Source organism: Nocardia mangyaensis, assembly GCF_001886715.1.
Classification (GTDB): Bacteria; Actinomycetota; Actinomycetes; order Mycobacteriales; family Mycobacteriaceae; genus Nocardia; species Nocardia mangyaensis.
In genome coordinates this window covers 129,594-153,173 of record NZ_CP018082.1, presented here as the reverse complement: position 1 = coordinate 153,173, position 23,580 = coordinate 129,594, and the positions used below count along the sequence as shown (strand labels likewise).

Here is a 23,580-nt window from a genome sequence, read left to right as displayed (position 1 = left end):
CTGGCGTGCTCGGGCGCCCTGCGTGGCTACGCGGGCCGCCTCCTCCGGGCGCTGACCGCTCACGCCGGATCCACCAGAGCCGCGCCGGATTCCAGATGCGGACGCAGCACGTTCTCGAACATGGTCAGCGCCGAACCGATCGCCATGTGCATGTCCAGGTACTGGTAGGTGCCGAGGCGGCCGCCGAAGAGCACCTTCTGCTCGGCGGTCTCCCGCTTGGCGCGTTCGCGGTAGGCGAGCAGCTTGGCACGGTCCTCGGGGGTGTTGATCGGGTAGTACGGCTCGTCGCCGGTCTGCGCGAAGCGGGAGAACTCGCGCATGATGACGGTCTTGTCGGTCGGGTAGTCGCGCTCGGGGTGGAAGTGGCGCGGCTCGATGATGCGGGTGTACGGGGCGTCGGCGTCGTTGTAGTTCATCACCGAGGTGCCCTGGAAGTCACCGGTGTCGAGGACTTCGGTCTCGAAGTCGATGGTGCGCCAGCCCAGCTCGCCCTCGGCGTAGTCGAAGTAGTGGTCCAGCGGGCCGGTGTAGACGACGGGCGCGTCCGGGCTGGCGGCGCGGACCTCCGCACGCACGTCGAACCAGTCGGTGTTCAGGCGCACCTCGATGAGCTCGGAGGCGGCCATGTTCTCCAGCCACTTCGTGTACCCCTCCTTGGGCAGGCCCTCGTAGGTGTCGTTGAAGTAGCGGTTGTCGAAGGTGTAGCGCACCGGCAGGCGGGTGATGTTGCCCGCGGGCAGTTCACGCGGGTCGGTCTGCCACTGCTTGGCGGTGTAGTCGCGCACGAACGCCTCGTAGAGGGGACGGCCGATCAGCGAGATCGCCTTCTCCTCGAGGTTCTGCGCGTCACCGGTCTCGACCTCGGCGGCCTGCTCGGCGATGAGCGCCCTTGCCTCGTCGGGGGTGAAGTACCGGCCGAAGAACTGCGAGATCAGGCCGAGGCCCATCGGGAACTGGTACGCCTGGCCCTTGTGCAGGGCGAACACCCGGTGCTGGTAGCCGGTGAACTCGGTGAACTGGGTGACGTAGTCCCAGACCTTCTTGTTCGAGGTGTGGAACAGGTGCGCGCCGTACTTGTGGATCTCGATACCGGTTTCCGGTTCGGGCTCGGAGTAGGCGTTGCCACCCAGGTGGTAGCGGCGGTCGATCACCAGTACCCGCTTGCCAAGCAGGTTCGCGGCACGCTCGGCGACGGTCAGGCCGAAGAAACCGGAGCCGACCACGATCAGGTCGTACTGGTTGGCCGGGGCGGAAGAAGCTGCGTTGACGGAGTTACCCGAGGACGATGCGGCGGTCACGGGAGCCCAGCGTATCGGAAGACCGCGGATTGTCCCGGTGGAGTCACCTTCCGAGCGCTGACCTGGTCGGATCGGAGGGGCTCGAGGTAGCGAACCCCCAGCCCCCGGACGCTCCTGCGTGATTGCTGGCCTCAGCGATACGGGTAGGGGCGCCGGCGACCCGCTTCGATCCAGCGATCGGTGGACTTGGCCGCGGCCAGGCACAGCACCAGCAGGGAGATGCCGCCGCCGATGAGACCGGTGACGATGACCGGAGCCAGGTTCAGTTCGAGGTCGGACTCGGAGTTGTTCTCCATCGCAATGATGATGCCGATCACGGCGGAACACAGTCCGGACACCGACGCGACGATCACGAGCACGCGGCCCGCGGGCTTACGACAGAACAGCAGGATCGACCCGAGGAACAGTGCCGCACTGACCCCGCCGGACGCGAGCAGCTGCAGCTCGGTGTCGTTGGCCATCCGCCCGTCGAGGTGCTCCATGACGGAGGCGGTCCTCGCCGTGGACAGCGCGCCGAGCAGGGACAACACCAAGGCGATCACGGCCGCGGAGATCGCGGTACCGCCACTGACCTGCGGCTGCCCGTAACCGGGCACGCCGTAGCCGTGGGGTGGCGCCCCGTGGAAGGGCGCGCCGGGAGCCGGAGCGCTGTAGCCGGGCACGGCGTGAGCCGGTGCCCCGTAGCCGGGCGCGGCGTTGGTCTGCGCACCGTAGGCGGGCACCTCGCCGTAGGGAATGGGGCCGTAGCCCGGCTGCGCGTACCCCTGTCCCGCGTACGGGTCGTGGCCCTGTTGTGGGCCATACGGGTACCCCATCGGTCTCCCCCTCTATCGATCGTTGTGTCAGTAGTACGGGTAGGCGGGCTGGCGGCCTGCCTTGATCCAGCGGCCGGTCGACGGCGCGGCGGCGAGGAGCAGCAGGAGCAGGGGGATCGAGCCGGTGACGATGCCACCGATCAGCAGGAATCCCAGTCCATCGGAACCCTCGGTGCTCACAGTCGCCACGATCGAGATCGCGGTGAAGATCAGCGAGGCCGAGGACAGCAGGATGAGGATCACCCGGCCTGCGGTTTTGCGACGAAAGAGCAGGACCGAACCGAGGAACAGCAGCAGGGCGGGCACCGCGCCGAGGGCGATGGCCACCGTGACCTCCTCGCGGCCGGCGGCATCGGTCGCGCTCGTGGACTCGGTGCCGAGCAGGATGGCCGCCGCGATGCCGATCCCGGCCAAGCCGAGCAGCGACAGCAGCAGGGCGATCACCGCGGCGGTGATCGCCGTTCCGCCACCGGCTCGCGGCTGGCCGTAGCCCGGATGCGGCACTGCGCCATAGGCCGGGACGCCGTAAGCCGGAGCGCCATAGGGCTGGGCCCCATAAGGGTCGGCGTAGCCCGGTTGCGCGCCATAGGGGTCGACGTAGCCCGGTTGCGCGTAGCCCTGCCCCGCGTACGGGTCGTGGCCCTGCTGCGGGCCGTACGGATACCCCATCGGTGTCCCCCTCCTCGAGCCGTTGCGCCACCGGTCTTCCCGATGTCGCGGCGCCCGATTCAGGGCACCGACCTGCCAAAACTATACGGCCGTACCGACATCCGGGCGCGGGCGCGCGGCGGTGTACGAGGCCGTCCACGGCAGGGCAGCCGGCAGTAGAACCAGCGCGCCGAGCGCCACCGCCGAGAGTCCGGCCGCCCAGCTGTGGTTCACGATCGCCGTCACGGCACCGGGTACCCCGCCGAAGCCGACCACGATCGATCGAAGGACCGGCTCGGCGGCGAACCAGTGGATGCCGTACTCGGAGTCGAAGTTCACCAGCGTCGCGAGCAGGCCGAACAGCCCGAGCACGAGCTGGGTTCCCGCGGCGACGATCAACATCCAGCGACCGGTCTCGTCGCGACGGGCGAGCAGCACGGCGCCGTAGCCGAACGCGATCGCCGCCAGCAGCGCGGCAAGGGTGGTGAACAGCATCAGCGAGTCGTCGAGCAGGCCGGGATCGCGCAGGTGGGTACGCACGAGGACCAACGCCCCGATCAGATTGGCCACCGCGGCCACTCCCGCCAGGCACACGGCGGTGATCGCCGTCACCTCACCGACTGTCGACTTCGTCTCCCGCACGACCATGATCGCCAACGGTATCCCGAGTCCCGCTACCGCGTGGTGGTCCAACGGCGCGTCGGTTCGATCACACCGAGCGCCAGGATCACCACGTTCAGCGCCAGCCACCAGTCCAGCGGCCCGAACCGCACCCCGTGACTGGTGGCGTTGAGCGCCACGACCAGCAGCGTCGCCGCGCTCATCAACCCCGTCATCACCACGAGCACCCGCCGCCCCGCGATCCGCCTGCGCACCAACAGCACGCCGCCGGTGAGGTACACCGTCCCGAGCCCACCGACGATCCCCGCCGTCGTGTAGTCGAGTTCGATATTCCGCCCGCCCCACCGCATCGCGACCGTCGCCCCGGCCACGATCAGCCCCGCCAGCCCGACCAGCGCACCCAGCCAACCCGCGGTCAACGCACCGACCGCACCGAACCGTCCCTGCTCCACCACTGCCCCCGCCACTCGTCGCCCTCAGTTGTGCGGCGGACGGGCCGACCGAGGGTGGTCCGGCCCGATAACCGCGCGCGTCGGCCCGGTTTCGATCCATCGACGACCCCAGCATGGCCATGATCAGGATTCCCCACGCCACCACCCCGAAAACCACCCTGCTGTGGCCGCCCCGGACGCGGCCACAGTCGAGCAGACATGGTGAGCCGGAATACCCGACCGCGCCCCACCCGACCGCGATGTCGGCGAACACCTCGGGACGCCGCGAGGAAGCTTACCGATTCGCCCCTCTACCGCACCTCGACCATCAATGTCACTGGTCAGGCGGACTTTCCGGCCACATATGCCCGGAAGGCCTCGAGGATGTACTCGGCGGTGCCGTCGCCGTGCACGTCGTAGTTCCCACGGAATCGCGGGTCGGCGACGTACATCTCGCCGAGCCCGAGCAGGTATTCATCGGTCACCGGACGGCCCTGGGTGCCGTCGCCGAGCCAGGCGCGGTGGCGGGCGACGATCGCTTGGACGGTGTCGCCGTCGACGGGAAGTCCGGCGGCGTGGGCCTTCCCGAAGTCGGCGGCGATGTCGAGCTGGGTCTGCTGGAACGCCTTCTTGCTGTCCTCGGACAGCGAACGCCACCAGCGGTCGGCGCTGTCGTAAGCGTCCTTGCCCCAGCGATCGATCACCTCGTCCTTGTACTGGGTGTGGTCGAAGCCGTCGAAAACCTCTGCGGCCATGAGGGGTTCACCTCTTTCTGTCTTGTGCAACGTGGTCGACACCGATTCGATCTGCCGCGCGATCCGGTCCTGGTGTTGCCGAAGCAGTTCCAGGTGGGTGCGCAGCGCGTCGGCGGTGTCCTGTTCACCGGCGAGGACCTCGGCGATGACCGGCAGGCCGAGGCCGAGTTCGCGCAGCAGCAGGATGCGCTGCAGGCGGACGAGGGAGGTCTGGTCGTAGTAGCGATAGCCGTTGGCGCCGATCCGGCTCGGTGCCAGCAGACCGAGCTGGCCGTAGTGGCGCAGCGTGCGGCTGGTGGTACCCGCGGCTCTCGCGAGATCCTGGATGGACCATTCACTCGCCATGACCTCCCCCTTCTCGTCGGTGAGACCAGTCTGCAAGTTGACGCTACGTCAAGGTCAAGGCGCGCGACCGACTTCGACCTCCGCTGTGTCGCGTCAGCAACGCATCCCCGGCGGCCGGCGGCGACTTCGGCGGAATCTGACCGAGGACGGTGCCAGCGAGGGCGATGACCAGACCGAGGATCTGCAGCACGGTCAGTGCTTGGCCCAGGGCGATCCAGCCGATGACCGCCGCCGACACCGGGCTGAGCAGGCCGAGGAACGCGACCGAAGTAGCCGGCACACGGGAGATTCCACGGAACCACAGCCAGTAGGCGAGCGCGGTGCCGACGATGCCGAGGTAGAGGTAGCCGCCGATGGCGCGACCGTCCATGGCGGGTGGCGCGCCTTCGATGAGCACGGCGAGCGGGGCGATGAACAGGCCGCCCGCGGTGAGCTGCCAACCGGTCAACGCCAGTGGTCCGACCCCATCGGGACGTCCCCACTTCTTGGTGAGCACGGTGCCCGCCGCCATCGAGGCCGCACCGGTCAGCCCGGCCAGTACGCCGATCGCGTCCAGTTCGGCATTGCCGCGCAGGACGACCAGCGCCACCCCGACCACACCGATGACCCCGGCGAGCACCGTGCGCCGGGTCGGCGCCTCGGCCAGCAGCACTGCCGCGAACGCGAGCGCGAACATCGGCACGACGGCGCCGAGCACACCGGCGACACCACCGGGCAGCCGGTACGCGGCCAGGAACAGCAGCGGGAAGAACGCGCCGATGTTGAGCACGCCGAGCACGGCGGTGCGGCCGATCCAGTGACCGTGCGGTAGCGCTCTGGTCAGCGCCAACAGCACGAGGCCGGCGGGCAGGGCGCGCAGGAGGGCGGTGAACAGCGGACGATCCGGGGGCAGGAATTCGGTGGTGACGGCGTAGGTGGAGCCCCACACGATCGGGGTGATGGCGGTGAGCGCGAGGGTGCCCGCGTAGCCGGTGGAGCGGGTTGCGGTCGTCATGTTCACTCCTCATTGATAATCTCAACATTGAAATATCTACTCGCGGAGATGCCTCAGCGTCAAGTAGATGAATGTTGAGATACTCAACCGAGAGGAAATGGGATGCGGGACGCCGTCGACCTGATCACCGAGCACTGGACCATCGAGCGCCCCGATGTCGACGTGTCACCGATGGCGGTCATCGGCCGGATCACCCGGCTCTCGCGCGTCCTCGAACAGGACCTCAAACGCTTCTTCGCCGGTCACGGCCTGGAATTCTGGGAGTTCGATGTGCTGGCCACCCTGCGCCGCTCCGGCGGCAGCACCGGCCTCACCGCGGGCGCGCTCAACCGCGCCGCCATGGTCACCTCGGGCGCGATCACCAACCGGATCGATCGCCTGGAGACCAAGCAGCTCGTCCGCCGCTGCCCGTCACCCGGCGACCGCCGCTCGATCCTGGTCCAGCTCACCGACGAAGGCCGCGAGCTGGTCGATCGCCTGCTGCCCCTGCACATGGACAACGAACAGCGCCTGCTCGCCACCCTCGGCGCCACCGAGCGCACCCAGCTCGCCGACCTGCTGCGCACCCTCGCCGTCGCCTTGGACGACACCGCCCTCGACTGAGCCACGCCACCCGCCGCCGCGGTCAGCGCGGCGCATGCCTCCTGGGCGGCGGGCGCCATCATGCGCGCCGTCTGCGACCTCGACGGCCGCGCCCTCCCGCGAGCGGACAAGGGGCCGAAGTCGACGTGCCGGTGCGGGCCGTGCGACAGCCGAATACGCAGGCCGCCGCCATGGCCCACCGGAGGTGCCGCGATCCGGTGCGGTGCGAGCGCTCACCTACTCCACAGCGGATACACCTTGCACAGCTGGATTCGCTGGTCCGTACACCTCGTCAAGGGTGGGGAACGCAGCCCCGACGGGAGCTGGAGCGGCGAGGCCGGGATCGATTCCCTCCGGAGCGATGCCCTCCGGCGAGGTGACATCGGGCAGTGAACCTTCCGGCGTCGTCAACTGCGGACTCCCCGAGGCGGACGGTGGCAGTTGGTCGCCGAGGTCGGGGACGAGTTCGAGCAGGGTGGTGAAGTCGACCACCTGCGCGCCGAGCGCTTCCGTCGCCACGATGACGCCGTTCGTGTAAAGCCGGTAGGTGCCCACGCGCTGCGGGAGCAGCATTTCCGGGCCGATCGGTGCCCCGATCGCGCTCTCCGGGCCGCCGATCCGGCGGTACTCGGTGTCGATCACCGTCTCGCCCGCCAGCGCCTCGATGGTCAGGTCGGGATGGGTCGGGTCGATCGGCGCGGGCGGGATCGGCGCGGGGGGGACGAATTCGTGGGGTGCGGGGCCGACGGCGAAGGTCTCGATATCGGCCGGCCGCCCGCCGTCGGGTGCGGCGGAGTATTCCGAGCGCAGGATGAGTCCGTCGCGCAGGAGGACGGTGCCTGTGGTGGCGGCCACGGCCTCGGTGGTGCGCCCGTCTTCCTTCACGGTGCCGGGGTACACCTGGCAGTCGGTGGTGTCACAGGTCCGCGCGTAGCCGTAGCGATTCTCGGCGAGCGCGTAGGAGCGGGCGGCGATCGCCTGCGCGCGCAGCGCTTCGAAAGCGCCCTGATCGGCCCAGTTGGCCTGCATTTCCGATGGTAGGACGCCCGCCAGATAGTCGTCGAGGTCGACCTCGTTGACGGTCCGGTACGCACCGCCCTCCAGCGCGACACCGAGCGCGCCGCGATAGCCGGTGCCGCCGCAGAGGGTGAGATGCTCCTCGACCGGCCTTCCGGCACCGGGGTGCACCGGATACACGAACGGGTCGTCGGTGGCGGCCTGCCAGAGCACTTCGCCGTCGCAGCCCGAGGTCACCACGACATTCGCGCCGCCGTCGGGCAGCGGGGTGAGGTGGGCGGCTTCGCCGGGACCGATCATCCGGCCCGCGACCTGCGCGCCCGCGGCGGCGTAGGTGTCGAGGGTGGCGTCGTCCTGTGCTTGCAGGCGGACTCCGATCGTGGTTGGCCCGACCTGGCCGAGCGTCGCGCCGGGGTAGTAGTGCCCGAGGATGTCCTCGGCACTCCACCCCGCCCGCGCGTTGTCGAAAGCGCCGACCTGGCTCATCCCGCGACCATGCCCCGCGCCGACTGTCGGTGTGACCTGACCTGGCAGTATCTGCCACAGTCCGATCGCACCGGTCACCGCGAGCGCGGTACCGCCGACCAGTACCTGCAACGGTACGGTCGCGATGATCGGCATGGTGCGGCGATGGGTGCCGCGCCGGGTGGTGCGGTTGATCTTGGTGTCCGCTCTCATACTGCGCTCCCACGGTTTCGGGGTTCGACCGGCGAAGCTCGCGTCGGCATGTCGTCGTCGCCGAGCGGGATCCGAAGGCTACATTCGAGCAATCACATAAACCTCGAGTTGAGGTTTAGATGTGTGACGTATGTTAACTAGTGTGATGTGTGAGGCTAGAGGAAGCAAGCATCACTTGCCGGTAATTGCCCGTCGACACTGCGCGGCCCGCCGAAGACCATCGGCGCCACCCGCAGCAACACCGTTCTCGGCCCGCCTCGCTTCCGGACCGACCAGAGGGTGCGACGAAGGGGTGCCCGGTGGGAGAGGGAAGAAGCGAGGCCCGTCAGGGCCGAGAACGCGCGGCGCCAGCCGCAGAAGACACCGCTCGACCTGATTGGAGAGGCACGTGCGATACCGAAAGCCGAAGCGTTCCTACGTGCTCCCGGTGGTCACCACCCTCGTAGTCGCGGCACCGATCGGCGCGTTCGCCCTGAGCGATTCGACCGACTACCGCAGCGCCAACGATTCCCAGCTCGCGGCCGTGCCGACCCAGCTGGCCGAGGTGGCGCTGACCTCGGTTCCCGACATCACGGTCCCGCTGCGTGAGCTGACCGGTCTCGACCTGCCCGACCTGCATCTGTCGGACCTGCGCATGCTGCCGATACCGGCCTCGATCCCGGTCCCGCCGGGATTGCCGGTGCCGCCGGGCGTGGAGCTGCCGACCGAGATCCCCCTGCCGCGGATCCCGGGTGAGCCGGCCGCGGCACCGACGACGGAACCAGCGCCCGCCCAGGGTGCGGCGGTGCCGGGTCGAGCTCCGGCCCCGAGCACCGCGGTCCCGACCGGACCACCCATTCCCCCAGCACCCGCCGCGCCGGCTCCCCCCGCGGCCGCGCCCGCCGCGCCACCGGCGCCCGCCGCACCACCGGCCGACCCCGCCGACCCCGCCGCACCCGCGGCCCCCGACACACCCGCGACCGAGCCCGCACCGGGCGCGCCGCAGGCCGCCGATCCCGCACCGGCAGAACCGGGCGCCCAGGCACCCGGCGCACCGGACTCCACCGAACCCCCGGCCCAGACGCCCGACCCTGCTGCACCCGCGCCGGCCGAACCCGCCCCCGCGGCACCGGCACCCGGGGCACCCGCGCCGACGGCGACCGCCCCCGAAGGCGCACCGGTCGCCCAGAACCGCCCCGCGGGTATGCGTTTCATCGCCGACCCGGCGAACCTGGAACCCGGCACCACCCCGGAAACCCCCGCACTCGCCCCGGGCGCGGTCGGTGCCGATGTGATCGACCAGGTCGGCGCGCAGGTCAAGGAACTCACCCAGGAGACCCCGTTCAGCATGGTCGCCATCACCGCGCGCGATCTGGTGAACACCACGACCAAGCTGCGTGCTCGTCAGCAGGACGGCACCTGGGGTCCCTGGTACGACGCCGATCCGCTGGAGACCAGGGCCAACGATCAGGCCCCAGCCGACGCGCCGACCGGCACCGAGCCGATCTACGTCGGCGAGACCACCGCCGTGCAGATGCTGGTGACCCGCAAGCCGACCGCCGGACCCGAACACGATCCGGCCCATCTCACCGAGGCCGCGCTCACAGCCATCCTGATCAATCCGGGCCGGGCCGCGATCGATGCCGCGCTCAACGATGTCGCGGCGGCATTGCCCGGCGGTGGACCGAAGGTCATCACCCGCGCCCAGTGGGGTGCCGACGAGTCGATCCGCTGCCAGGAACCCACCTACGACGACGGCCTCGGCGGTATCACCGTGCACCACACGGCGGGCCGCAACGACTACAGCCGCGCGGAGTCGGCGGGCATCGTCCGGGCGATCTACGCCTATCACGCGCAGACCCTCGGCTGGTGCGACATGGGCTACAACGCCCTGGTCGACCAGTACGGCCAGATCTTCGAGGGCCGCTACGGCGGGCTCGACCGCGCGGTGCAGGGCGCGCACGCCGGTGGTTTCAACGAGAACACCGCCGGGGTGGCGCTGATGGGCAATTACCAGACCCAGCAGCCGAGTACCGAGGCGATCAACGCGATGGGCAAGTTCGTCGGCTGGCGGACCAAGGTCGGCGGGTTGAATCCCAAGGGCTACACGACCATGTACTCCGAGGGCACCGAGTTCACTCCCTACGCGCTGAACGAGGCGGTCGACCTGCCGGTGGTGTTCGCCCACCGCGATGTCGGCAACACCGACTGCCCCGGCGATGCCCTCTACTCGCTGATGGACCGCATTCGCGGGATCGCGGCGGGCAATTCCACCACCTACACCTCACCTGCCACACCCAACAATCGACCGCCCAGTCAGCAAGCCCGTGCACCCCAGGGCAACATGGCCGAGCTGGGCGCACTGGTCGACAAGCTGCTGGGCCTGTCCGGTTCCAACGCCATCGCCAAGCACTGGGTGAGCCGCGGTGGAGTCGACGGCCCGCTCGGCGCGCCGCAGTCGGATCTGCTGTCGGGCGCGCAGGGCCGTGAGTACGCGAAGTTCGCCAACGGGTTCGTGTTCTCGGGTGAGAACGGCCAGGTCTTCGAGGTGGTCGGGGCAATTCTCGACCGGTATCTGAGCCTGGGCGCCGACTCGGGCGTGCTCGGCCTGCCGACCGGCAGTTCCTACCTCGTCCCCGACGGTCTTCGCACCGATTTCCAGAACGGTTCGCTGGTGCTCAACGAGCTCACCGGCATCGTCACCACCTTCTGGAAGACCTACGACGAGACCTACAAGGCCGAGATGAACGGCGAGCCCGTGCCGTCGACCGGCCCGACCGCCCCGGGCGAGGGAGAAACCCCGCTCGACCCAGCGACACCGGCGGAGGAGGGCGCACCCGCCGGCCCCGCTCCGGACGAGCTCGCCGGCCCACAGGAGCCCGCCGAACCGGCCCCGGCAGACCCGCCGGTCGCCACGGAGCCCGCCCCGACTGGCTAACCCCCGGTCATGGCGAAGGAGCAGCCGGTGCCGCCGAGAGCGGCACCGGCTGCTTGTCATTTTCCCACCGCCACCGGAGCGTGGTGATCACCGGTCCAGGGCTATCGCCACCAGCGTTCCAGGACCACGGCGACACCGTGGTCGACGTTGCTCGCGGTCACCTCATCGGCGGCGTCGCGGGCCTCCTGGTGCGCATTGCCCATGGCGACGCCGTGCCCCGCCATCGTCAGCATCGGCACATCGTTGGGCATGTCACCGAACGCGACGATCGAGTTCTCCTCGACGCCGATCCGCCGCGCGACTTCGGCCAGCCCGGACGCCTTGGTCACCCCGGGCACCGCCACCTCGATCAGCCCGTTCTCGGTGGAGTAGGTGATCTCGGCGCGGTCGCCGACCAGCGGGGCGAGGGCCGCGCGCATGGCCGAGGAGCGGGCCGAGCGCAGTCGGATCAGCATCTTGATCGCGGGCGAGGCGATGACCTCGGCGTGCGAGACCACGGTGTCGTCGGGGTTGAGCCAGGCGTGCTCGTAGGTCGGCGAGCTGACGAACTGCGGCGTCGCCGCGTCGTGCGCGCTGGCGCCGACCCGCTCGGTGGCCAGCCCGCACCCGGGTAGCGCGTGTTCGGCGATCTCGGCCAGCCAGGCCAGCGTCTCCACGTCGAGGGCGTGGCTCGACAGCACCCGGTCGGTGGCGCTGTCGTAGATGACCGCACCGTTGCCGCAGACCGCCAGCGGGGCGTAGCCGAGTTCGCTGACGACCGGATCGATCCAGCGTGGCGGCCTGCCGGTGGCGAGCACGAAGGTGGCGCCGTCGGCGACGAGCGCGCCGACGGCGGCCTTGGTGCGGGGCGAGACCTTCTCCGAGGCGTCGATCAGCGTGCCGTCGACATCGGTGGCCACCAGGCGCGGTTTCGGGTGCAGGGGCGTCATCCGTTCCATCCTGCCGCAAGTCGCCACGCGGGGACCGCGGACTGTCCCTATGATCAGGGCCTCATTACCCGATTCCCGAGGGGACTGATGACCGGCTTCCTGTTGCGGCGCGCGCTGAACTACGTCGTGCTCCTGCTGCTGGCTTCGTTCCTGACCTTCAGTCTGGCCTCGCTCACCTTCCGCCCGCTCGACAGTCTCGAGCAGCGCAACCCGCGCCCACCGCAGTCGGTGATCGATGCCAAGGCCGAGCAACTGCATCTCGACGAGCCGATCCCGCAGCGCTATCTCACCTGGTTGGGCGGGGTCGTGCAGGGGGATTTCGGGACCACGCTGGCCGGTCAGCCGGTGAGCGAGGAACTGGGCAGGCGGGTCGCGGTGAGTCTGCGGTTGCTGATCCTCGGGTCGATCATCGGCACCGTGCTCGGTGTGCTGATCGGCGCGGCGGGGGCGATCCGGCAGTACAAGTTCAGTGACTATTTCTCGACGGTGATCTCGCTGCTGATCCTGTCGACCCCGGTCTTCCTGTTGGCCACACTGTTGAAATACGGTGCGCTACAGGTCAATACGACCACCGGCGTACAGATTTTCCTCTATACCGGCGAGACATCGGCCACCCAGGTGCACGGGCTGTGGAACCAGCTCCTCGACCGGGTCCAGCATCTCGTGCTGCCGACGCTCACGCTGGCGCTGGGCGCCATGGCCGGATACAGCCGCTACCAGCGCAATGCCATGCTCGACGTGCTGCAGAGCGATTTCATCCGCACCGCCCGCGCCAAGGGCCTCACCCGCAATCGCGCCCTCTACAAACACGGCCTGCGCACCGCGCTGATCCCGATGGCCACCCTCTTCGCCTACAGCCTGGGCGCGTTGATCACCGGCGCCACCTTCACCGAGAAGATCTTCGGCTGGCACGGTGTCGGCGAGTGGCTGGTGGATTCGATCAATGCCCAGGACCTCTATGTCGTGGTGACGGTGACGGCGTTCGCCGGGCTGGTGGTGTTGATCTCGGGCCTGCTCGCCGACATCGCGCTCGCGCTGCTCGACCCCAGGGTGCGGGTGGCATGAGCGGTCAGCGCCCGGAGGCGGTAGCTTGCGTGACCACGCAGGGCGCCCGCTCACGCCGAGAGGACGCAGCTTGACCGAGACCGAACTGATCGTCGTCGGCGCGCCGGAAGTCGCCGCGGCCGGACGCCGCAAGCTGGTGTGGCGGCGGTTTCTGCGCAACAAGCCCGCCGTGGTGGGCGCGGTGATCCTGGGGCTGCTCGTGGTGGTCAGTTTCGCGCTGCCACCGCTGCTGCCGTGGGACTACCAGCAGATGGACTACACCGCGCTGCTGAAGCCACCGAGTCTCGAGCACCCGTTCGGCACCACTCAGATCGGCCAGGACGTGCTGGCCCAAACCCTGCGCGGCCTGCAGAAATCGCTGGTGATCGGCTTCTGCGTGGCGCTGTTCTCCAGCGTGATCGCCGCAACCGCGGGCGCGCTGGCCGGACTGCTCGGCGGCTGGACCGACCGGGCCGTGATGTGGCTGGTCGACCTGCTGCTCGTGGTGCCCAGCTTCATCATCATCGCGCTGTTCGCCCCGCGCACCAAGGGTTCGGGGTCGATCCTGATCCTGATCGTGCTGCTCAGCGTGTTCGGCTGGATGATCGCCGCGCGCATCGTGCGCGGCCTGACCCTGAGCCTGCGTGATCGTGAATTCGTGCGGGCCGCACGGTATATGGGCGCGTCGAACCGCAGGATCATCCTCAGCCACATCGTGCCGAACATCGCCTCCATCCTGATCATCGACACCACGCTGGCCGTCGGCGCGGCGATCAGCGCCGAAACCGGTTTGAGCTTCCTCGGTTTCGGTGTGCAGCCGCCGGATGTGTCGTTGGGCTCGCTGATCGCGGCGGGGACCAAATCAGCGCTCACCTATCCCTGGTTGTTCCTGTTCGCCGGTGGTCTGCTGGTCACGATCGTGTTGTGCGCCAACCTCGTCGGCGACGGACTGCGCGACGCCTTCGATCCCGGTGCGCGGGGTGCGCGCAAGGCGCGCAAAGAGGTGGGCGAGAAAACCGACCAGGCGCGGGTGGAGTTGAAGAAGGCCGAGAAGCGATGACGACATCGACCGCACCGCTGCTCGAGGTCACCGACCTTCGAGTCTCGTTCCCCGGCGAGGAGGGCCGCGTCGACGCCGTGCGCGGGGTGAACTACACCGTCGCCGACGGCGAAGTGCTCGCCATCGTCGGCGAGTCCGGCTCGGGCAAGTCGGTGTCGTCACTGGCGGTGATCGGGCTGCTGCCCGAGCAGGCGCGCGTGCACGGCTCGATCCGGTTGCGCGGCCGCGAACTGCTCGGCCTCGGCGACAAGCAGATGTCGAAGCTGCGCGGTTCCTCGATCAGCATGGTCTTCCAGGACCCGCTCTCGGCGCTGACGCCGGTCTACCGGGTGGGCGATCAGATCGCCGAGGCGCTGCTCGCGCACGGCAAGATGAGCCGCACGGAGGCCGGTGAGCGCGCGATCGAACTACTCGAGCTGGTCGGCATCACCGACGCGCGGGCGCGTGCCAGAGCCTTTCCGCACGAGTTCTCCGGCGGTATGCGCCAGCGCGTGGTGATCGCGATGGCCATCGCCAACGATCCGGCCCTGATCATCTGCGACGAACCGACCACCGCGCTCGACGTGACGGTGCAGGCCCAGATCCTGGACCTGCTGCGCAAGGCCCGCGACATCACCGGGGCCGGGGTCATCATGATCACCCACGACATGGGTATCGCGGCCACCGTCGCCGACCGGGTGGCGGTGATGTACGCGGGCCGCATCGTCGAAACCGCGCCCGTCACCGAGCTTTTCACCGCGCCGCGGATGCCCTACACCGTTGGCCTGCTGGGTTCCATCCCGCGCATGAACGGCCCGGCGCGCGCCCCGCTGATCCCGATCGCCGGCGCCCCACCGGCCATGCACGCGCTACCCGGCGGCTGCTCGTTCGCGCCGCGCTGCCCGATCTCGATCGACGACTGCGCGGTGGCCGAACCGCCGCTGGAGAAGCTCGGCCCCGGTCACTCGGCGGCCTGTGTCCGCACCGCCGAGGTGGGCACGGCACAACTGTTCGACGCCTATCGCCAGGAGATCACCGCCCCGCCGCACGCCGACCGCACCGACGACGAGGTGGTGCTGCGGGTGACCGACCTGGTGAAGGTCTTCCCGCTCACCTCCGGCGTGCTGCTGCGCAGGCGCACCGGCGAGGTACGCGCGGTCGACGGCATCAGTTTCAGCGTGCGCGCGGGCCGCACCCTGGCGCTGGTCGGCGAGTCGGGCTCGGGCAAGTCGACGACGCTGTCGCAGATCATGGATCTGGCGCGGCCGCAGTCGGGCAGCATCGAGGTGCTCGGCAACGATGTCGCCACCCTGACCAAGGCTCGGATCCGCGAGATCCGCCGCAAGATGCAGATCGTCTTCCAGGACCCCAGCGCCTCGCTCGACCCGCGCCTGCCGATCTTCGACGTGCTGGCCGAACCGCTGCGCATCGACGGCCGCCCGCGCGAGGAGATCAACCGGCGCGTGCCCGAGCTGCTGCGGCAGGTGGGTTTGCGGCCCGAGCACGCCGACCGCTATCCGTCGGACTTCTCCGGCGGTCAGAAGCAGCGCGTCAGCATCGCGCGGGCGCTGGCGCTGGACCCGCAGCTGCTCGTGCTCGACGAACCGGTGTCCTCGCTGGATGTCTCGATCCAGGCCGGCGTGCTGAATCTGCTGCGTGACCTGCAGGCCGAGCGTGGGCTGTCGTATCTGTTCGTCTCGCACGACCTGTCGGTGGTGCGCAATCTGGCCCATGACATCGCGGTGATGCTGCGGGGCAAGATCGTCGAATCCGGCCCGGCGGAGCAGATCTTCGCCGATCCTCGGCACGAGTACACCCGCTCGCTGATCGCGGCCGTTCCCGAGCCCGTGGTCAGCGGCTGAGACTTCCAGGAGATGCCATGCGATCACGACGCCTACGCGCCCACGGTACGAGGCTGCGGTGTGCCGCCGTGGTGGTCGCCGCCGGGATGATCATGGCGGCCTGCGGGTCCGGTGCGGAGTCGGCCGAGGGGCTCAGCGACGCGATCGGCACCACCAGCGACATCAATCCCCAGGATCGCGATGCGCTGCGCGAGGGCGGCAATCTGCGCCTGGCCATCACCAGCTACCCGGCGAACTGGAACACGCTGTCCAATGACGGCAACGAGGGTGACATCGGTGAGATCGCCTGGGCGATGATGCCGCGCGCGTTCATGGTCGACGCCGCGGGCGAGCTCACCGTCAACACCGACTACTTCAGCTCGGTGGAGCTCACCGGCACCGACCCGATGCGGGTGACGTACACGGTCAATCCGGATGCGGTGTGGTCGGATGGCTCGCCCATCACCTGGGAGGACATCGCCGCGCAGGCGAATGCGCTCAGCGGCCGCGACAAGGCGTATCTGATCGCGATCAGCAATGGTTTCGAGTTCGTGGAGAGTGTGGAACGCGGGGTCGACGACCGCCAGGCCGTCCTCACCTTCAGCACGCCCTACGCCGATTGGCGCGGCCAGTTCGCGGGCAACAGCATGCTGTACCCGAAATCGGTGACCAGCACACCCGAGTCGTTCAACACCGGGCTGCTCGACGCCCCCGGCCTCACCGCCGGGCCCTTCCTGATCACCGCCACCGACCGCGCACAGGGCCGAATCACCCTGGGCCGCAACCCGAACTGGTGGGGCGAGACTCCCGTCCTCGACACCATCACCTACAGCGCCCTCGACAGCTCGTCCTGGGTGCAGGCCCTGCAGAACAACGAAATCGACCTCGTGCGACTGAACACCATCGACGAGGTGAAGACCGTGCGCGGCACCGAGGGCCTGGTGGTTCGGCGCGCGCCGGGTAATCGCTGGCGCCACATCACCTTCAACGGCGCCCCCGGCTCGATCCTGGCCGATGAAGGTGTGCGCGTGGCGATTTCGAAGGCGATCGACCGCCAAGGCATCGTCACCGCGATGCAGAACGGACTGGTCGAGAACCCGAGGCCGCTCAACAACCACATCTTCCTGCAGGGCCAGCAGGGCTACCAGGACAACAGCCTCGGTTTCGATCCCGAGGCCGCCGCCCGCGAACTCGACGCGCTCGGCTGGGTCCGCAACGGTGACATCCGTGAGAAGGACGGCCGCGAGCTCGTCATCCGCGACGTGATGTACAACGACCCCACCTGGGTCCAGATCGCCCAGATCATCCAGCAGAACCTGGCCGCGATCGGCGTCGGCCTCACCATCGACACCAAGCCCGCCGCCGGCTTCTTCACCGACGTCATCCAGCCCGGCGACTTCGACGCCGCCCAATTCATCTTCCAGGGCGACCCGTTCCCCCTCAGCAGCATCCGCCAGATCTACTACTACGACCCCGACGACCTGCAGGCCAACTTCGGCCGCATCGGCTCCCCCGAACTCAACGCCCTCATCGAACGCACCCTCACCGAACTCGACCCGGCCGAGGTCCTCGAACTGGCCAACGAGGTCGACCGCAAGGTCTTCGAAGAAGGCCACTCCCTGCCTCTCATGCAGTCCGACGGCAGCGTCGGCGCCCGCACCACCCTCGCCAACATCGGTTCGCCGGGGTTGGCGAGCTATGACTACACGAAGATCGGATTCCTGAAATGAGCGCTCCTGTTCGGCCGCGTCGGGCCAGTTTTCGTTTCGCGGCACCAGCTCTTGCCGTGGCCCTGGTGCTCGGGGCGTGTGGCTCCGAGACGCAGGTGCAGTCGGGCACCAATGCGATCGGGGCCACCAACGACATCAACCCCCGTGACCGCGACGACGTGCGCGACGGCGGCAACCTGCGGCTGGCGCTGACCTCGTTCCCCGCGACCTTCAACAGCAGTCATGTCGATTCCGACGGCGAGGTCAGCGACATCGTCAGCTGGACGCTGCCCGGCACGATCAACGCCGACGCCGCCGGTGAGCTCACCGTGGACACCGACTACTTCACCGAGGTCGAGCTCACCGGCACCGATCCCCAGCAGATCACCTACACGATCAATCCGCAGGCGGTCTGGTCGGACGGATCGCCGATCACCTGGGAAGACCTGGCCTCCCAGGCCAACGCGCTGAGCGGTCGCGACAACGCCTTCAAGATCGCGGCGAGCCAGGGCTACAGCCGGCTGGAGAAGGTCGAACGTGGAGTCGACGACCGGCAGGCGATCGTGACCTTCGCCCAGCACTACGCGGAGTGGAAGGGCCTGTTCAATCCGCTCTACCCGCGGCTGAGCACCGCGACTCCCGAGTCGTTCGATACGGCGTTCCGCAACGAGATGCCGTTGTCGTCGGGTCCGTTCATGATCACCTCGATCGATCGTGCCCAGCAGCGGGTGGTGCTCAGCCGCAATCCGAAGTGGTGGGGCGAGACCGCGAAACTCGACACCGTCACCTTCAGCGTCCTCGACAACGCGGCACGGTTGAGCGCGCTGCAGAACAACGAACTCGACGCCACCGCCCTCAGCGGCATCGAAGAGGTGACGACGGCGACCAACACCCCCGGCGTCGCCGTCCGGCGCGCACCCGCGAACCGGTTCTCGCACTTCACCTTCAACGGCGCGCCCGGCTCGATCCTGGCCGATCCGAAGCTGCGGATCGCGATCTCCAAGGGCATCGACCGGCAGGCGATCGCCACCGCGACCCAGCAGGGCGTGGTCGCCGACCCGAAGCCGTTGAACAATCACCTCTACCTCGTGGGCCAGAAGGGTTACCAGGACAACGCCGAATCGGTGTCGTACGACCCCGAAGCGGCAGCCCGCATGCTCGACGAGCTGGGCTGGAAGCTCAACGGCGACGTCCGGGAGAAGGACGGCCGCAAGCTCGAGATCCGCGATGTCATGTACCAGGCCGATGTGTGGACGCAGATGGCGCAGATCGCCCAGCAGAACCTGGCCCAGATCGGCGTGAAACTGATCATCGAGACCTACCCCGGCAACGGCCTGTTCACCGATGTCATCGACCCGGGCAACTTCGACATCGCCCAATTCGTCTGGGCCAAGAGCATCTTCCCGCTCGGCGCGCTGCCTCAGATCTACGCCTACGACCCGGCCAACCCGCTGAGCAACAAGGGCCGCATCGGATCTCCTGAGCTCAACGCGCTGATCGAGGAGACCATTTCCGAACTCGACCCGGACCGCGCGATCGAACTGGCCAACGAGGCCGACCGGATCATCTTCGAGTCGGGCTTCTCCCTGCCCATCGTGCAGTCCGCGGGTACGGTCGCGACCAGGGCGAACCTCGCGAACTACGGGGCGTCCGGGCTGGCTTCCTACGACTACACCAAGATCGGTTTCGTCGAGTGAGATCCACCGTGCGCGAACAGGAAGGACCAACCATGCGAATTCGCTCGCTCGGCACACGGTTCGCCATTCCGTGTGTGGCGGTCGGCCTGATTCTGACGGGCTGTTCCTCCGATGGCGGGGATTTCACCCCGGGGTCGGCGACCATCGGCAGCACCAACGACATCAACCCCCGCGATGTGGCCGACCTGCGCGAGGGCGGCAACCTGCGGCTGGTGCTCAGCTCGTTCCCGGAGACGTTCAACTACCTGCATGTCGACGGTGCGTCCGACAGCACCTCGGAGGTGATCTCGCCGGTGCTGCCGTCGCCGTTCAGCAGCGACGCCGCCGGTGAGTTGTCGATCGATCACGACTACTTCACCGACATCCAGCTCACCGGCACCGATCCACAGCAGGTGACCTACACCATCAACCCGAAGGCCGTCTGGTCCGACGGCACACCGATCACATGGGAGGATTTCGCCGCTCAAGCGGCGGCGCTGAGTGGGCGTGACCCGGCCTATCTGGTGGCCTTCACCAGTGGTTTCGAGCGAGTGGAGAAGGTCGAACGCGGTGTCGACGACCGGCAGGTCGTGGTCACCTTCAACCAGCCGTACGCCGAGTGGCAGGGCCAGTTCAGCCCGCTGTACCCGAAGGCGACCACCGAGACGCCCGAGGCGTTCAACGACCGCGATCGCAACGGTCTCGCGGTCAGCGCGGGCCCGTTCCAGGTCAGCGGGATCGACCGCGGACAGAACCGGATCACGTTGAACCGCAACCCGAGTTGGTGGGGCGACACCCCGAAGCTCGACACCATCACGTTGAGCGTGCTCGACAGTACGGCGTGGCTGCCCGCCATCCAGAACAACGAACTCGACATCGCGTACATGTCCGGCATCGAGAACGTCACCGGCGCCAAGCAGGCGGCCGGGGTGGTGCTGCGCCGGACGCCGGAGCCGAGTTGGTCGCACATCACTTTCAACGGTGCGCCGGGCTCCCTGCTGGAGGACCCGAAGGTACGTATCGCCATCTCCAAGGCGATCGATCGGCAAGGCATCGTCAACGCCTCCCAGAACGGTGTCGTCGATGATCCGAAGCCGCTGAACAATCACATCTTCATGCAGGGCCAGAAGGGCTACCAGGACAATTCGGCACCGATCGCGTTCGACCCCGATGGCGCCGCCGCGATGCTCGACGACCTGGGCTGGAAACTCAACGGCGACGTTCGGGAGAAGGACGGTCGCAGGCTCGAGCTGCGCAACGTGATGTACCAGCAGGACGGCTGGGTCCAGACCGCGCAGATCGTGCAGCAGAACCTGGCACAGATCGGGGTGAAGATGAGCATCGAGACCGTGCCAGGGAGCGGTCTGTTCAAGAATGTGATCGATCCGGGCAACTTCGAACTCGCGCAGTTCACCTGGGGCGGTAGCGTTCTCCCGCTGAGCGCGTTGCCGCAGATCTACGCCTACGATCCGAACAATCTGCAGTCCAACAAGGCCCGTATCGGCTCGCCCGAACTGAACGCTCTGATCGACCGGACCGTTTCCGAACTCGACCCCGACAAGGCGCGCGAACTCGCCAACGAGTGCGATCAGGTGATCTTCGCCGAGGGCTATTCGATTCCACTGCAACAGGCTTCGGGAACCTACGCGGTGCGCGAGAACCTCGCCAACTACGGCGCGTTCGGTCTCGCCTCGCCCGACTACACCAAGGTCGGCTTCCTGCGGTGAGTTCCGGGCCGGTGCGGGCGCTCACCTATCCGCTGCTGGTCACGAGCGGCACCCTCGTCGTGATCGCGGCGTGGGCGCCGTTCGCGGATCTGGATCAGGTGAGTGGGCTGGCGGTGGTGGCGCTCGCCGTGCTCGGTTATACCGCTTGGCAGCTGGGGATCGCGTTCGGGATTCTGCCGGTGGGGCTGGGCGCTGTCGGGGTGGTGCGGGGGCGGCGGGTTCGGCAGCAGCATCGGCTGGTCAGCCGGTCGTGGTTGGAGGTCGGGACTGGGGAGTGGGTGCCGGTCTTCTACGCACCGGAGCTGTCCACATTCGTCCCCAGCGAAGTGTCGGTGAGTGGTGGGGCGATCGTGAGTGATGGGCTGCGGTTGTTTCCCTCGGGGCGGGTGCGCACCACCGAGCCGCCGGGCAAGCTCATCGACAATCCGACTCGCGCCACCGAGCCGCCCGTGTTCGGCCTCGGCCGCCGGCTGATCCTCGACCTCCAGTCCGCCATCGGCGCCCCCTTCGTCGGCCTGCTGTGGGTGTACGTCATGGACGGCGGGCTCGGTGCCTTCGTCGCGGCCACCACCGTCGGCGCGGCCACCTTCACCTGGCTGTCCGCCATCCGGGGGTCCGACCCCAGCTGAGCTGGTTCCGAACTACTGGTCTGACCACTTGACCACTTACCTGTTGGGTGTCAGAGTGGAGTCATGGCTTGGACTCCTGTGGTGAAGCGGTCGGTATCCGGTGATGTCTTCGAGCAGATCGCCGCCGAGGTGCTGGGCGGGGAATTGGCGGCGGGGAGCACGTTGCCGAGTGAGCGACAGCTGGCGGAGGCGCTGGGGGTTTCTCGACCCGCGGTGCGGGAGGCGTTGCAGCGGCTCGCGGCGGCGGGGCTGGTGTCGGTGCGGCAGGGCGAGGCGACCACCGTGCTCGACTATCGGCGCAGCGCCGGTCTCGAGGTCCTGCCGCGCCTGCTCCTGCGCGGTGACACCATCGACCCCGCCGTCGCTCGAAGCATTCTCGAAGCGCGGCTGCACAACGGTCCGAAGATCGCCGAACTCGCCGCGGCGCGAGTGCGTCGGACCAGGTCGCACGTCGGCCGGACTACCACCACCAGCCCAGATTCCGCCGCCGGTCCAGCCACTACCGGGGCGGTCGGCGGCGCGAACGTCACCAGTCCGGCAGCTATCGGCGCCGCGCTCGACGGGGCGGGAGTTCGTCCGCCGCAGGCAGACGTCGACCGCGGGTTGGTTCTGCTGCACGAGTCCGTCGATTCGCTTGTCGCGGAGTCGGATCCACTCATCCAACAACGGCTCGCGCTCGAGTTCTGGGAGCACGTCCTCGATCTCGCCGATTCGATCGCGTTCCGGCTGATGTATTCCATGCTGCGCGCCGCCTACGAACCAGCGTTGGCGGCGCTGGCGCCGATCATGTCCGCCGAGGTGGGCAATGGGGACGCCTATCGAGACCTGGCCGCCGCGATCGACGCGGGCGAGCCGGACCGGGCCGCCGAATCCGCGCGAGCACTGCTCGGACCGGCGACCATCGCTCTCATCCACGCCCTCGACGGGGCGTGAATTTCACCTGAGGAACCATCATGAGCACTGACCGTCGGCCGACAACGACGTCGCGCGACACCACCACCGCGAGCCCGCCGCCCGCCGCCCGACCAGGCGACGCCGCCGAGACGGCGACTCCCCCCGTGCGGAGCGCTCGCCCGAACACGCCGTCGCGCGGCGGCGACACCCCGCGGCCCGTGCGCCGCGGGCTCGGGCTGACCGAGGCGGCGCGCGAGTTCGTCCGCCATCCCTCCCCGTGGATGATCGCCGCCACCTTCGGCATCGCGCTGGTCGCGCGGATCGCCGTCGGCGACTGGCAGCGCACCGACGCCCTGGTGCCGGTGCTCATCCTCGCCGCGTTTCCGCTGGTGGAGTGGATCATTCACGTTACCGTGCTGCATTGGCGGCCGCGCCACCTCGGTCCGCTCACGCTTGACAGCGAACTCGCGCGCAAGCACCGCGCACATCATGTCGACCCGCGCGACACCCCGCTCATCTTCATCCCGCCCAAGTCACTCGCGATCACCATCGCCGCCCTGCTCGCCATCGCGCTGCTCGCCTTCCCTCGACTCGGTCTCGGCCTGACCTTCCTGCTCACCGTCGGCACCCTCGGGCTGCTCTACGAGTGGACCCACTACCTGATCCACACCGACTACAAGCCCAAACATGCCCTCTACCGGGCGGTCTGGCGCAACCACCGTCACCACCACTACAAGAACGAGCACTACTGGTTCACGGTGACCACCTCCGGCACGGCCGACCGACTCCTCGGCACCGCCCCCGACCCGACCACGACACCCACCTCACCCACGGCCCGCAACCTGCACGCGAGCGAGTAGCCGAACAGCACCGCCACATCACCGAGACCGGCCCGCCACCCAGCGGGCCGGTCTCGCTCATTGCGGAAGTCCCTTCAGCCAACGTCTTGACACCTAGATACCCTAGGGGGGTATGGTACCGCCACGAGACG

20 protein-coding genes are annotated in these 23,580 nt (G+C 68.5%); 11 read left to right on the top strand and 9 right to left on the bottom strand.

Annotation, left to right across the window (positions count from 1 at the left end):
* Positions 1-59 precede the first annotated feature (59 nt).
* The 7 genes from glf to BOX37_RS00680 all read right to left on the bottom strand — a co-directional run bounded on the left by glf (position 60) and on the right by BOX37_RS00680 (position 5,907).
* Positions 60-1,298, bottom strand: coding sequence for a UDP-galactopyranose mutase (glf, locus tag BOX37_RS00710; RefSeq protein ID WP_071925757.1), 1,239 nt, complete (start codon positions 1,296-1,298; stop codon positions 60-62).
* A gap of 131 nt (positions 1,299-1,429) precedes the next feature.
* On the bottom strand, positions 1,430-2,113 hold the full coding sequence (locus tag BOX37_RS00705) for a hypothetical protein (protein ID WP_071925756.1): 684 nt from the start codon (positions 2,111-2,113) through the stop codon (positions 1,430-1,432).
* A gap of 27 nt (positions 2,114-2,140) precedes the next feature.
* On the bottom strand, positions 2,141-2,782 hold the full coding sequence (locus BOX37_RS00700; protein WP_071925755.1) for a hypothetical protein: 642 nt from the start codon (positions 2,780-2,782) through the stop codon (positions 2,141-2,143).
* 81 nt (positions 2,783-2,863) lie between these two features.
* Positions 2,864-3,409: a hypothetical protein gene (locus BOX37_RS00695; protein ID WP_156910221.1), complete on the bottom strand. Its 546-nt coding sequence runs from the start codon at positions 3,407-3,409 to the stop codon at positions 2,864-2,866.
* Between the two features lie 26 nt (positions 3,410-3,435).
* Entirely contained in the window at positions 3,436-3,849 is a 414-nt protein-coding gene (locus tag BOX37_RS00690; RefSeq protein ID WP_156910220.1) for a diguanylate cyclase, read from the bottom strand.
* A 305-nt stretch (positions 3,850-4,154) separates the two neighbouring features.
* On the bottom strand, positions 4,155-4,913 hold the full coding sequence (locus BOX37_RS00685) for a MerR family transcriptional regulator (RefSeq protein ID WP_071925752.1): 759 nt from the start codon (positions 4,911-4,913) through the stop codon (positions 4,155-4,157).
* 43 nt (positions 4,914-4,956) lie between these two features.
* Positions 4,957-5,907: an EamA family transporter gene (locus BOX37_RS00680; protein WP_071925751.1), complete on the bottom strand. Its 951-nt coding sequence runs from the start codon at positions 5,905-5,907 to the stop codon at positions 4,957-4,959.
* Between the two features lie 102 nt (positions 5,908-6,009).
* On the opposite strand from BOX37_RS00680, the gene BOX37_RS00675 reads away from it, so the two are divergent.
* A complete protein-coding gene (locus BOX37_RS00675; protein WP_071925750.1) occupies positions 6,010-6,510 on the top strand; it encodes a MarR family winged helix-turn-helix transcriptional regulator in 501 nt (166 codons plus the stop codon).
* A gap of 216 nt (positions 6,511-6,726) precedes the next feature.
* On the opposite strand, the gene BOX37_RS00670 is transcribed toward BOX37_RS00675, so the two are convergent.
* Positions 6,727-8,184 (bottom strand): SpoIID/LytB domain-containing protein, encoded by a 1,458-nt coding sequence (locus BOX37_RS00670; protein WP_071925749.1) that lies wholly within the window; start codon positions 8,182-8,184, stop codon positions 6,727-6,729.
* A 388-nt stretch (positions 8,185-8,572) separates the two neighbouring features.
* Here BOX37_RS00670 and BOX37_RS00665 point away from each other — a divergent pair, with 388 nt between their 5' ends.
* Positions 8,573-11,101: an N-acetylmuramoyl-L-alanine amidase gene (locus BOX37_RS00665; protein WP_240505159.1), complete on the top strand. Its 2,529-nt coding sequence runs from the start codon at positions 8,573-8,575 to the stop codon at positions 11,099-11,101.
* 101 nt (positions 11,102-11,202) lie between these two features.
* Here the strand turns inward: BOX37_RS00665 and BOX37_RS00660 are convergent, their stop codons facing one another.
* Entirely contained in the window at positions 11,203-12,030 is an 828-nt protein-coding gene (locus BOX37_RS00660) for a Cof-type HAD-IIB family hydrolase (protein WP_071931071.1), read from the bottom strand.
* 87 nt (positions 12,031-12,117) lie between these two features.
* Between BOX37_RS00660 and BOX37_RS00655 the strand changes: the two genes are divergently transcribed.
* From BOX37_RS00655 to BOX37_RS00615, 9 genes are all read left to right on the top strand, one after another.
* Positions 12,118-13,095 carry an ABC transporter permease gene (locus tag BOX37_RS00655; protein WP_071925747.1) on the top strand — a complete coding sequence of 326 codons (978 nt, stop codon included), beginning with the start codon at positions 12,118-12,120 and terminating at the stop codon, positions 13,093-13,095.
* A 70-nt stretch (positions 13,096-13,165) separates the two neighbouring features.
* Complete coding sequence (locus BOX37_RS00650; RefSeq protein ID WP_071925746.1) at positions 13,166-14,134, top strand: ABC transporter permease; 969 nt, start codon at positions 13,166-13,168, stop codon at positions 14,132-14,134.
* The gene (locus tag BOX37_RS00645) at positions 14,131-15,975 is read left to right on the top strand and encodes an ABC transporter ATP-binding protein (RefSeq protein ID WP_071925745.1); all 1,845 of its coding nucleotides are present in this window, start codon (positions 14,131-14,133) and stop codon (positions 15,973-15,975) included. Before BOX37_RS00650 ends, BOX37_RS00645 begins: the two co-directional genes overlap by 4 nt.
* A 17-nt stretch (positions 15,976-15,992) precedes the next feature.
* Positions 15,993-17,684, top strand: a complete 1,692-nt coding sequence (locus BOX37_RS00640) for an ABC transporter family substrate-binding protein (protein ID WP_071925744.1) — start codon at positions 15,993-15,995, stop codon at positions 17,682-17,684.
* Positions 17,681-19,360: an ABC transporter family substrate-binding protein gene (locus BOX37_RS00635; protein WP_071925743.1), complete on the top strand. Its 1,680-nt coding sequence runs from the start codon at positions 17,681-17,683 to the stop codon at positions 19,358-19,360. Before BOX37_RS00640 ends, BOX37_RS00635 begins: the two co-directional genes overlap by 4 nt.
* Before the next feature lie 32 nt (positions 19,361-19,392).
* Positions 19,393-21,066, top strand: a complete 1,674-nt coding sequence (locus BOX37_RS00630; protein WP_071931069.1) for an ABC transporter family substrate-binding protein — start codon at positions 19,393-19,395, stop codon at positions 21,064-21,066.
* Positions 21,063-21,695 (top strand): hypothetical protein, encoded by a 633-nt coding sequence (locus BOX37_RS00625; protein ID WP_084759355.1) that lies wholly within the window; start codon positions 21,063-21,065, stop codon positions 21,693-21,695. Before BOX37_RS00630 ends, BOX37_RS00625 begins: the two co-directional genes overlap by 4 nt.
* Positions 21,696-21,758: 63 nt before the next feature.
* Entirely contained in the window at positions 21,759-22,628 is an 870-nt protein-coding gene (locus tag BOX37_RS35015) for a FadR/GntR family transcriptional regulator (RefSeq protein ID WP_240505158.1), read from the top strand.
* Positions 22,629-22,648: 20 nt separating this feature from the next.
* Positions 22,649-23,449, top strand: a complete 801-nt coding sequence (locus tag BOX37_RS00615) for a sterol desaturase family protein (RefSeq protein WP_084759354.1) — start codon at positions 22,649-22,651, stop codon at positions 23,447-23,449.
* Positions 23,450-23,580 lie beyond the last annotated feature (131 nt).

Bases quoted from the DNA above. Each gene is read 5' to 3' on its own strand.
- BOX37_RS00645 (WP_071925745.1), top strand. From the start codon at position 14,131: ATGACGACATCGACCGCACCGCTGCTCGAGGTCACCGACCTTCGAGTC.
- BOX37_RS00685 (WP_071925752.1), bottom strand. From the start codon at position 4,913: ATGGCGAGTGAATGGTCCATCCAGGATCTCGCGAGAGCCGCGGGTACC.
- BOX37_RS00700 (WP_071925755.1), bottom strand. From the start codon at position 2,782: ATGGGGTATCCGTACGGCCCGCAGCAGGGCCACGACCCGTACGCGGGG.
- BOX37_RS00635 (WP_071925743.1), top strand. From the start codon at position 17,681: ATGAGCGCTCCTGTTCGGCCGCGTCGGGCCAGTTTTCGTTTCGCGGCA.
- BOX37_RS00695 (WP_156910221.1), bottom strand. From the start codon at position 3,409: ATGGTCGTGCGGGAGACGAAGTCGACAGTCGGTGAGGTGACGGCGATC.
- BOX37_RS35015 (WP_240505158.1), top strand. From the start codon at position 21,759: ATGGCTTGGACTCCTGTGGTGAAGCGGTCGGTATCCGGTGATGTCTTC.
- BOX37_RS00680 (WP_071925751.1), bottom strand. From the start codon at position 5,907: ATGACGACCGCAACCCGCTCCACCGGCTACGCGGGCACCCTCGCGCTC.
- BOX37_RS00615 (WP_084759354.1), top strand. From the start codon at position 22,649: ATGAGCACTGACCGTCGGCCGACAACGACGTCGCGCGACACCACCACC.
- BOX37_RS00630 (WP_071931069.1), top strand. From the start codon at position 19,393: ATGCGAATTCGCTCGCTCGGCACACGGTTCGCCATTCCGTGTGTGGCG.
- BOX37_RS00660 (WP_071931071.1), bottom strand. From the start codon at position 12,030: ATGACGCCCCTGCACCCGAAACCGCGCCTGGTGGCCACCGATGTCGAC.
- BOX37_RS00675 (WP_071925750.1), top strand. From the start codon at position 6,010: ATGCGGGACGCCGTCGACCTGATCACCGAGCACTGGACCATCGAGCGC.
- BOX37_RS00655 (WP_071925747.1), top strand. From the start codon at position 12,118: ATGACCGGCTTCCTGTTGCGGCGCGCGCTGAACTACGTCGTGCTCCTG.
- BOX37_RS00705 (WP_071925756.1), bottom strand. From the start codon at position 2,113: ATGGGGTACCCGTATGGCCCACAACAGGGCCACGACCCGTACGCGGGA.
- BOX37_RS00670 (WP_071925749.1), bottom strand. From the start codon at position 8,184: ATGAGAGCGGACACCAAGATCAACCGCACCACCCGGCGCGGCACCCAT.
- BOX37_RS00640 (WP_071925744.1), top strand. From the start codon at position 15,993: ATGCGATCACGACGCCTACGCGCCCACGGTACGAGGCTGCGGTGTGCC.